We start from the raw sequence: 9,494 nt of genomic DNA on the forward strand, positions 1-9,494 counted from the left end.
GACCAGATCGAGGTGCCATGCGCGCGTGGCCAGCACGGCGCGTAATACGTGGCGAAGGCAATGGCGGCGATGCCACCCAGCACGGTGAATGCCAGGTCCCAGCCGAGCTGGGCCTCGCTTCCCGGCGTCATGCGCAGCAGCGATGGCAGCCAGCCCGCGGCACTGCTGACAAGGGCAAGCGCGAGCAGCGCGCCGATCAGCGCGAGCAGGGAGAGAAAGACGGTCTTGAGCGTGCCGGGCATGCGCGCATTGTACGGCCGCCGGGGTGCGCGGCGCTGCCGGCAGATCGGCATGGCCGCCGCGCCCGTGGGAGAGGGAAACGGACACGGCGGCCATGCACAGGGGGGTCAGGCAGCGAAGTCGATCACCACGCGGCCTTCGATGGTGCCGGCGTGCATGCGCGCGAACACCTCGTTGACGTTCTCCAGGCGGTCGGTGCTGACCGTGGCGGCAACCTTGCCTTCGGCGGCGAACTGCAGCGATTCCTGCAGGTCCAGGCGAGTGCCGACGATCGAACCGCGTACGGTGACGCCGTTGAGCACCATGCCGAAGATGTCCAGTGGGAAGTTGCCCGGTGGCAGGCCATTGAGCGAGACCGTGCCGCCGCGACGGACCATGCCCAGCGCCTGTTCAAACGCCTTGGGCGAAACCGCGGTGACCAGCGCACCATGCGCGCCACCGATCTCCTTCTTCAGGAACGCAGCCGGATCGGTGGTGCGCGCGTTGACGGTGACCTGTGCGCCCAGGCGCCTGGCCAGGGCCAGCTTGGCGTCGTCCACATCCACCGCTGACACGTTCAGGCCCATCGCGCGGGCGTACTGCACCGCCATGTGGCCGAGGCCACCGATGCCGGAAATGGCCACCCAGTCACCGGGCTTGGTGTCGGTGACCTTCAGGCCCTTGTACACGGTGACGCCGGCGCACAGCACCGGTGCGATCTCCACGAAGCCCACTTCCTTCGGAAGCAGGCCGACATAGTTGGCATCGGCCAATGCGTACTCGGCGAAGCCACCGTTGACCGAGTAGCCGGTATTGCGCTGCGTTTCGCAGAGCGTTTCCCAGCCGCCCAGGCAGTGTTCGCAATGGCCACACGCCGAGTACAACCAGGGGATGCCGACCCTGTCACCTTCCTTGATGTGCCCTACCCCGCCTCCCACGGCCACGACGTGCCCCACGCCCTCGTGGCCGGGGATGAACGGCGGGTTCGGTTTCACCGGCCAGTCGCCCTCGGCGGCGTGCAGGTCGGTGTGGCAGACGCCACAGGCCTCGATCTTGACCAGCACCTCGCCCGCCCCCGGGCGCGGTACCACGACTTCCTCGATGACCAGCGGCTTGCCGAACTCACGGACAACGGCGGCCTTCATGGTTCTATTCATGCGTGCTTCTCCGTAGTGCGCTTGCAGACAGGATGGCGCCGGCCCCATGCCGGCGCCTTGATCCCGATCAATCCTCAGAAGAAGCCGAGCTTCTTCGGTGCGTAGCTGACCAGGAGGTTCTTGGTCTGCTGGTAGTGGTCGAGCATCATCCGGTGGTTTTCGCGGCCGATGCCTGACTGCTTGTAGCCACCAAACGCAGCGTGCGCCGGGTAGGCGTGATAGCAGTTGGTCCATACCCGCCCGGCCTGGATCGCGCGGCCCACCCGGTACAGTCGCGCGGCATCGCGGCTCCAGACGCCGGCACCCAGCCCGTACAGCGTGTCGTTGGCGATCTGCAGTGCTTCTTCCTCGGTCCTGAACGTGGTGACCGACACCACCGGCCCGAAGATCTCCTCCTGGAACACGCGCATGCCGTTGTGGCCCTTGAACACGGTCGGCTGCACATAGAAGCCGCCGGCCAGGTCGCCACCGAGCGCGGCTCTGTCACCGCCAATCAGCACCTCGGCGCCTTCCTCGCGGCCGATGGCGATGTAGGACAGGATCTTCTCCAGCTGTTCGCCCGATGCCTGCGCGCCCACCATGGTGTTCGGGTCCAGCGGATTGCCTTGGCGGATCGCCGCCACGCGTTCGAGCACACGCTCCATGAAGCGTTCGTAGATCGATTCCTGCACCAGTGCGCGCGACGGGCAGGTGCACACCTCGCCCTGGTTGAAGGCGAACATGACGAAACCTTCCACTGCCTTATCGAGGAAATCATCGTCCTCGGCCATTACGTCGGCGAAGAACAGGTTCGGCGATTTGCCGCCCAGCTCAAGCGTCACCGGAATCAGATTCTGGCTGGCGTACTGCATGATCAGGCGGCCGGTGGAGGTCTCGCCGGTGAAGGCGATCTTGGCGATGCGCGGGCTGCTGGCCAGCGGCTTGCCCGCCTCCAGGCCGAAGCCGTTGACCACGTTGAGCACGCCCGGCGGCAGCAGGTCGCCGATCACCTCCATCAGCACCAGGATCGACGCCGGGGTCTGTTCGGCAGGCTTGAGCACCACGCAGTTGCCGGCGGCCAGCGCCGGCGCCAGCTTCCAGGCCGCCATCAGCAGCGGGAAGTTCCACGGGATGATCTGCCCGACCACGCCCAGCGGTTCGTGGAAATGGTAGGCCACGGTGTCGTCGTCGATCTGCGACAGGCTGCCCTCCTGCGCACGCAGGCAACCGGCGAAGTAGCGGAAGTGGTCGGCCATCAACGGCACGTCGGCGTTGAGCGTCTCGCGGATCGGCTTGCCGTTGTCCCAGGTCTCGGCGTGGGCCAGCAGTTCCAGGTTCTGTTCGATGCGATCGGCGATGCGGTTGAGCAGCAGCGCACGGTGGGCGGCCGATGTGCGGCCCCAGGCGTCCTTTGCGGCGTGCGCGGCATCGAGTGCGGCGTCGATGTCCTCGGCGTTGGAGCGGGCAACTTCAGTGAACACCTGGCCGTTCACCGGCGAGATGTTGTCGAAGTACTGGCCGCTGCGCGGGGCGATCCATTCGCCACCGATGTAGTTGCCATAGCGCGGCTTGAACAGGGAGCGAGGATCGGTGGCATGCGGGCGGGTGGACGGTACGGCGTTCATGGCGGCTCCTGTGGTGGGCATGGTGCATCCACAGGCGCAAAGACGATGCCAACTGTGGCCTGCTGCGCTGCATCACGCCTTCATCGCCCGGCCGTCGGTGATCCTGTCGCGCGCCCTGCGGCAGCGCAGCAGGCGCGGCCGTTGCAGGGCGACGCGGGGTGTGCTGTTAATCGGGACAGGTCCCGCAACAACTGTCGCAATGTGCGACACAGGAGGCTGTCGGTGTCCCCGCTTGCTCCCGATCCCCGCCTGGGAAGTGCCCGGCGCAGTTTCTTCGAGCGCGGCGCTGCGCCCGTCGGCGCGGTGCCCGAGGCGATCCTGCATTCTTGGCAACGCTGCCAACGGCACGGCCTGCTGGTGGATGCGCAGCCGGCCGCCGAACCACTGACCGACAACCGCCTGCGCGAACTGCGCCAGCGCCGCGAGCGCCTGTGGCGACAAGCGCGCCCGGAGCTGGACGGACTGGCGGCGGAAATGACCCACAGCGGCAGCATCGTGCTGCTGACCGATGAAGACGGCTGGATCCTCGACGCCGAAGGCAGTGCCGGTTTCCTCGACAAGGCGGGTCGTGTCGCGCTGATGCCGGGCATGCGCTGGGACGAGGGCACGGTCGGCACCAACGCGATCGGCACCGCGCTGGTCGACGGGCGCGCGCTGCAGGTGCGTGGCGGCGAGCACTACTTCGCCCCGCACGGCATCCTCACCTGTTCGGCCGTGCCGATCCTGGATCCCTACGGGCAATGCCTGGGTGTGCTCGATGTGTCCGGCGACGCGCGGTTGCCACACGTGCACGCGCTGGCGCTGGTGCGGCAGGCGGTAGCGCAGATCGAGCACCGCGGTTTCGCCGACGGCCTGGCCGACTGCGAGCTGCTGCGCCTGCATCATCAACCCGCGCTGCTGGGCAGTGCGCGCGAAGGCGTGCTCGGCTTCCGCGGCGGTCGCCTGGTCGCGGCCAATCGTGCCGGCCTTGCCTTGTTCGGGCTGGATCGCCAGGACATCGGACGCACGCCGTACGAAGCGCTGTTCGAACAACCGCTGTCGCGGCTGGCAGATGACGGCGTGCTGCTTGATCGCCAGGGCCGTCGTCTGTACGGCGTGCGCGAGGCCCGTGCGTCGCGACGCAGTGTGACTACGCCTGGACCGACCGCGCCGCTGCCGGCGAGTGCGCAGGGCCCACTGTTCGATAGCGGGCAGCAACAACAACTGGCCACCGCAGGACGCGTGCTGCAGGCCGGGTTGCCGGTGCTGCTGCAGGGCGAGACCGGCACCGGCAAGGAAGTCTTCGCGCGGGAACTGCACGCACGCAGCACGCGTGCGGGAAAGCCCTTCGTCGCGGTGAACTGCGCGGCGCTGCCGGAAGGCCTGATCGAAGCAGAGCTGTTCGGCTACGAGGAGGGTGCCTTTACCGGTGCGCGCCGGCAGGGCAGCCCGGGCCTGCTGCGGCAGGCCGAGGGCGGTACGTTGTTCCTCGATGAGATCGGCGACATGCCGCTGGCGCTGCAACCGCGCCTGCTGCGCGTGCTGCAGGAACGCGAGCTGTCACCGCTGGGCGGCGGCAAGCCGGTGAAACTGGATTTCGCACTGGTCTGCGCCAGCCACTGCGAACTGCCGCAGGCGGTGGATGCCGGCCGCTTCCGTGCGGATCTGTATTACCGCATCGCCGACCACGTGGTGACCCTGGCGCCGTTGCGGCAGCACCCCGATCGCGCTGCCGTGGTGGATGCCCTGTGGCAGCAGCTGGGACAGGGCCATGCGTTGTCGTCGCAGGCCCGCGCGGCGCTGGCCGCCCATGCCTGGCCCGGCAACCTGCGCCAGCTGAGTGCCTGCCTGCGCACGCTGGCCGCACTGGCTGAGCCGGGTCAACCGGTGAGCCCGCAGCTGCTGCCCGCGGACGTGCGTGCTGGTACGCCCACCGCGCCAGCAGTGCCTGCCAGCGGAGCATTGGAGGAGATCGCCGAGGCGGCCATGCGCCAGGCGCTGGCCGAGTGCCAGGGCAACGTCAGCGCGGCCGCCAAGCGGCTGGGAATCAACCGCAGCACCCTGTACCGCCGGCTGGGTACGCCACGCGGCTGAACGGATGCGCTGGCGCCGGGTCTGTGCCCGGCCCCAGCAGGGGCCGAGGGATCAGCCCGCCAGCACCGCGGCCTCGCGTGCCAGGCGCTCGACGCTGTCCCAGTCGCGGGTCTGCATCAGCGCGGCGGTGGTCAGCCACGAACCGCCCACGCACAGCACGTTGGGCAGATGCAGGAACTGGCTGGCGGTCTGCGCACTGATGCCGCCGGTCGGGCAGAAGCGCACATCRCCGAACGGGCCGTGCCACGCCGACAGCATCGCGGCACCACCGGCCTGCACCGCCGGGAAGAACTTGAAGGTGTCCAGGCCGTGTTCCAGGCCGACGATCAGCTCCGAACCGGTGGCCACGCCAGGCAGGTAGGGCAGATCGGCATCGCGCGCGGCGGCATACAGCCGTGGGGTCGCCCCGGGCGACACCGCAAAGCGGCCGCCGGCCTGTTTCACCGCCTGCATCTGCGCGACATCGAGCACGGTGCCGGCACCAATCACCGCATCCGGCACGGCCTCGACCATCGCCTTGATGGCTTCCAGCGCGCGCGGCGTGCGCAGGGTCACCTCGATCACCGGCAGGCCGCCACGGAACAGCGCCTGCGCGACCTGTACCGCATCGTCGATGTCATCGGGGGTGAACACCGGAATCACCGGTGCCAGTTTCAGTACCGCACGAACGCGTGGATCAGCGCCGGACATCGAATCGCTCCTCGCCCATCAGGGCCAACACATCAGCTTCGCTGACGGGATTGAAATCGCCGGGAATGGAATGCTTCAGGCCCCCGGCAGCCAGGCCGAAGCGCACGGTGGCGTCGGCATCGAAGGTCGACAGGATGCCATGCAGGATGCCTGCCGCGAAGGCATCACCGCCGCCGATGCGGTCGACGATGCCCTGCAGCTGGCGTACCGGGGCCTGTGCGCGGGTGCCATCGCGGCCGAGCAGCAGCGCGCCCAGCGCATGGTGGTCCACGCTCAGCGTCTGCCGCTGGGTGCAGGCCATCCACTGCAGCTGCGGGAACGCTTCGAACGCGGCCGCGGCCGCCGCTTCCACGCGCGCGACCACGTCGGCCTGTTCGAAACGCTGGCCGAGGATGACCTCGATATCGCGGTAGTCGGCGAAGACGATGTCGGCCTGCGCGAACAGTTCGTGCAGGATCGACCGCGCATCGCCACCCCAGCGCTGCCACAGCTTCGGCCGGAAGTTGCCATCGAAGGACACGCGCACGCCCAGTGCACGCGCAGCGCGCGCTGCGGCCAGGGTGGCCTGCGCCACGTCCGCGCCCAGCGCCGGGCTGACCCCGGACAGGTGCAGCCACTGCGCGCCCTGCAGCAATGCGGGCCAGTCGTAGTCGGCGGCGGTGCTGTTGGCGAATGCCGAATCGGCACGGTCGTAGACCACTTCGCTGGCCCGTTGCACCGCGCCGGTGGTCAGGAAATACAGACCCATGCGGCCTTCGGCATCTTCGCGCACGCCGCGCGTGTCGACCCCATGCCGGCGCAGTTCGGCCAGCGCATGCGCGCCGAGCGCGTTGCCGGCAACGGTGCTGACCATGGCCACGTCATGTCCAAAGCGGGACAGCGAGACAGCCACGTTCGCCTCGGCACCGCCGACATGCACCTGCAGCTGCGGCGACTGCAGCAGCAGTTCGCGACCGGGCGCACCCAGGCGCAGCAGCAGTTCCCCGAAACACACGATACGACCCATTTCTGCTCCTTCACGCGTGCCGCCCGCATGTGACACTGGGCGGCGTGGTAGTGGACCACGCGTGGGGCGTGGAATTGGCTAGCGGTGTCATTTCAATCCCGCCCATCCTTGCCCTAAGCCTACCAAACTGTTGGAAGCATTGTCCTGCAAGCGTCTTGGAGACATTTCAGATCTGTTGCGGTGCAAGATGCCGGATCGGGAACGTGCTGTTAACGTCCGGCCTGACCAGCGGTGTCATCCCGCTGAAACAGCCGCGATACCAGACCTTTGGGAGAGGGGAAAGGCATGCATTCTCGGAACCATGAAAAAAAGACACCGGTTACCTTGCTCGCGTTGGGCGTTGCACTGGCCCTGGCAGGCAACGCCGGCGCGCAGCAGCAGAGCGCCAACCCGAACGCCACCGACCTGGATACGGTCACCGTCACCGGCTACCGCGCCAGCGTGGAGAAGGCGYTGGACATCAAGCGCGGCGAAGCCGGCGTGGTCGATGCCATCGTTGCCGAGGACATCGGCAAGTTCCCCGACCTGAACCTGGCCGAGTCGCTGCAGCGCATCCCGGGCGTGGTCATCACCCGCGAGGCCGGCGAAGGCCGCAATATCTCGGTGCGTGGCCTCGGCCCGGAATTCACCCGCGTGCGCATCAATGGCATGGAAGCGCTGACCACGGTCGGCGCCGGTGACCAGAGCGGCGGCACCAACCGCGGCCGTGGCTTCGACTTCAACGTGTTCGCCTCGGACCTGTTCTCGCAGCTGCTGGTGCGCAAGACCGCCTCGGCCGATGTCGAGGAGGGCTCGCTGGGCGCCACCGTCGATCTGCGCACCGCGCGTCCGTTCGACTACGACGGGTTCACCTTCGCCGCCAGTGGCCAGGCCAGCTACAACGCGATGGCCGAAAAGGCCGACCCGCGCATTGCCGCACTGGTCTCCAACACCTTCGCCGATGGCACCTTCGGCGCGCTGCTGTCGGTGGCCTATTCCGAGCGCCAGGCGCTGGAGGAAGGCTCCAACACCGGTCGCTGGGCCAACGGCCCGAGCAACGGCAACTTCGCCGCGTCCTCGCCGTTCGCCGCCGCGCGTGGCGCCAACGTGTTCCATCCGCGCTTCCCGCGCTACGTGCAGATGGAGCATGAGCAGAAGCGTCTGGGCGTGACCGGTTCGCTGCAGTGGAAGCCGAACGACGCCACCGAGATCTCGCTGGATGCGCTGTACTCGAAGATCGATGCAACGCGCGATGAGCACTACATCGAGGCGATTTCCTTCAGCCGCGGCGCCAATGCGAGCGCACGCCTGTCGGGCAAGCCGACCACCATCGTCAAGAACGGCGAGATCCGCGACAACGCACTGCTCTACGGCGAATTCGACAACGTCGACATCCGCACCGAGAACCGCCACGACGAGTGGAGCACCGAGTTCAAGCAGATCGCCCTGAACGGCCAGCACCGCTTCGGTGATGACTTCACCCTGTCCGGCAAGATCGGCATCTCGCGCTCCAAGCACGAGAACCCGGTGCAGACCACCGTCATCATGGACAAGTACGATGTCGACGGTTACAGCTACGACTACCGTGGCAACAGCCGTGCGCCGATCCTCAACTACGGCATCGACCCGACCAATCCCAACGGCTGGGAACTGGCCGAGATCCGCCTGCGTCCGCAGTACGTGGACAACGACTTCGACACCGGCCAGATCGACTTCAACTGGAACATCAGCCCGGGCTTCCGCCTGAAGGGCGGCGTGCTGGCCAAGGACTACACGTTCAAGACCGTCGAACTGCGTCGCGCCAGCGAACTGGCCGTGCCCAACTTCGCCGGTGGCAACAAGATTGTGCCGGTGAACCTGACCGAGCAGGCCGGACTGAAGGGCATCAGCGGCAGTCCGTCGAACTGGGTCGTGCCGGACCTGGATGCGATCGCCGAACAGCTCGACATCTACAGCAACAGCGGCACCTTCGCCGTCGCCCCGCGCGCCAACAACGTGCGCAGCGTCGAAGAGAAGGACCGAGGCGCCTACCTGATGGGTGAGTTCTCCACCGAACTGGGCTCGCTGCCGTTGTCGGGCAATTTCGGTGTGCGCTACGTGCGCACCAAGCAGTCGGCGACCGGGCAGTCGACGCTGGCCAACGGCACCGTCGAAACCACGGTCAGCCGTACCTACGATGACACCCTGCCCTCGTTCAACCTGGTGGCGGAAGTCACCCCGGACTTCCTGATCCGGCTGGGTGCGGCCAAGGTGATGAGCCGTCCGGGGCTGGGCAGCCTGACCCCGGGCGCGACGGTGGCCGTGGCCGGTGGTGCACGCACCATCTCCAGCGGCAACCCGATGCTGGATCCGATCCGCGCAACCAATGTCGACCTTGGTTTCGAGTGGTACTTCGCCGAGGGCGCAATGGCCGGCATCGGCCTGTTCTACAAGGACATCGAGAGCTTCGTACAGACCACCCGCGAAGTGCGTCCGTACAGTGACAGCGGCCTGCCGGCTTCGCTGCTGGTCGGCACCGGCGCCTCGGCCACCGATGACTTCACCTACAGCAAGCCGGTCAACACCCCGGGCGGCGAACTGCACGGCGTGGAAGCCAACTACACCCAGCCCTTCACCTTCCTGCCGGGCAAGTGGGCCAACCTGGGCATGCAGTTGAACTACACCTGGGTGGAATCGAAGATCCAGTACATCAACGCGGCCGGGCAGCCGGTGATGAAGACCGACCTGACCGGCCTGTCGAAGTCGTCGTGGAACGCCACGCTGTTC

The 9,494-nt window shown here is 67.4% G+C and carries 6 protein-coding genes and 1 pseudogene; 2 read left to right on the plus strand and 5 right to left on the minus strand.

From position 1 onward, the window contains the following. The 3 genes and pseudogenes from AB4Y84_RS06215 to adh form a co-directional block, all read right to left on the minus strand. Nucleotides 1-242 (minus strand): annotated as a pseudogene (locus tag AB4Y84_RS06215) (hypothetical protein); the annotation flags it as partial. Nucleotides 243-347: 105 nt separating this feature from the next. Next, the gene (gene adhP / locus AB4Y84_RS06220) at nucleotides 348-1,376 is read right to left on the minus strand and encodes an alcohol dehydrogenase AdhP (protein WP_442244260.1); all 1,029 of its coding nucleotides are present in this window, start codon (nucleotides 1,374-1,376) and stop codon (nucleotides 348-350) included. 74 nt (nucleotides 1,377-1,450) lie between these two features. Continuing rightward, entirely contained in the window at nucleotides 1,451-2,980 is a 1,530-nt protein-coding gene (adh, locus tag AB4Y84_RS06225) for an aldehyde dehydrogenase (RefSeq protein WP_025875511.1), read from the minus strand. 222 nt (nucleotides 2,981-3,202) lie between these two features. Between adh and AB4Y84_RS06230 the strand changes: the two genes are divergently transcribed. Continuing rightward, nucleotides 3,203-5,053, plus strand: a complete 1,851-nt coding sequence (locus AB4Y84_RS06230) for a sigma-54-dependent Fis family transcriptional regulator (protein ID WP_442244261.1) — start codon at nucleotides 3,203-3,205, stop codon at nucleotides 5,051-5,053. 51 nt (nucleotides 5,054-5,104) lie between these two features. Here the strand turns inward: AB4Y84_RS06230 and eda are convergent, their stop codons facing one another. Next, nucleotides 5,105-5,743: a bifunctional 4-hydroxy-2-oxoglutarate aldolase/2-dehydro-3-deoxy-phosphogluconate aldolase gene (gene eda / locus AB4Y84_RS06235; protein ID WP_032978454.1), complete on the minus strand. Its 639-nt coding sequence runs from the start codon at nucleotides 5,741-5,743 to the stop codon at nucleotides 5,105-5,107. Further along, entirely contained in the window at nucleotides 5,730-6,749 is a 1,020-nt protein-coding gene (locus tag AB4Y84_RS06240; protein WP_442244262.1) for a sugar kinase, read from the minus strand. Before AB4Y84_RS06240 ends, eda begins: the two co-directional genes overlap by 14 nt. Nucleotides 6,750-7,034: 285 nt before the next feature. Here AB4Y84_RS06240 and AB4Y84_RS06245 point away from each other — a divergent pair. After that, nucleotides 7,035-9,494, plus strand: a 2,460-nt coding sequence (locus AB4Y84_RS06245) for a TonB-dependent receptor (protein ID WP_442249881.1), incomplete at its 3' end; no start/stop codon positions are given.

The sequence above is a fragment of the Stenotrophomonas sp. 2YAF22 genome, from assembly GCF_052114665.1.
Taxonomy (GTDB): Bacteria; Pseudomonadota; Gammaproteobacteria; order Xanthomonadales; family Xanthomonadaceae; genus Stenotrophomonas; species Stenotrophomonas indicatrix.

What these genes read in the sequence shown, in the direction of transcription:
- AB4Y84_RS06240 (WP_442244262.1), bottom strand. Translation starts at nt 6,749, where the DNA reads ATGGGTCGTATCGTGTGTTTCGGGGAACTGCTGCTGCGCCTGGGTGCG.
- adh (WP_025875511.1), bottom strand. Translation starts at nt 2,980, where the DNA reads ATGAACGCCGTACCGTCCACCCGCCCGCATGCCACCGATCCTCGCTCC.
- adhP (WP_442244260.1), bottom strand. Translation starts at nt 1,376, where the DNA reads ATGAATAGAACCATGAAGGCCGCCGTTGTCCGTGAGTTCGGCAAGCCG.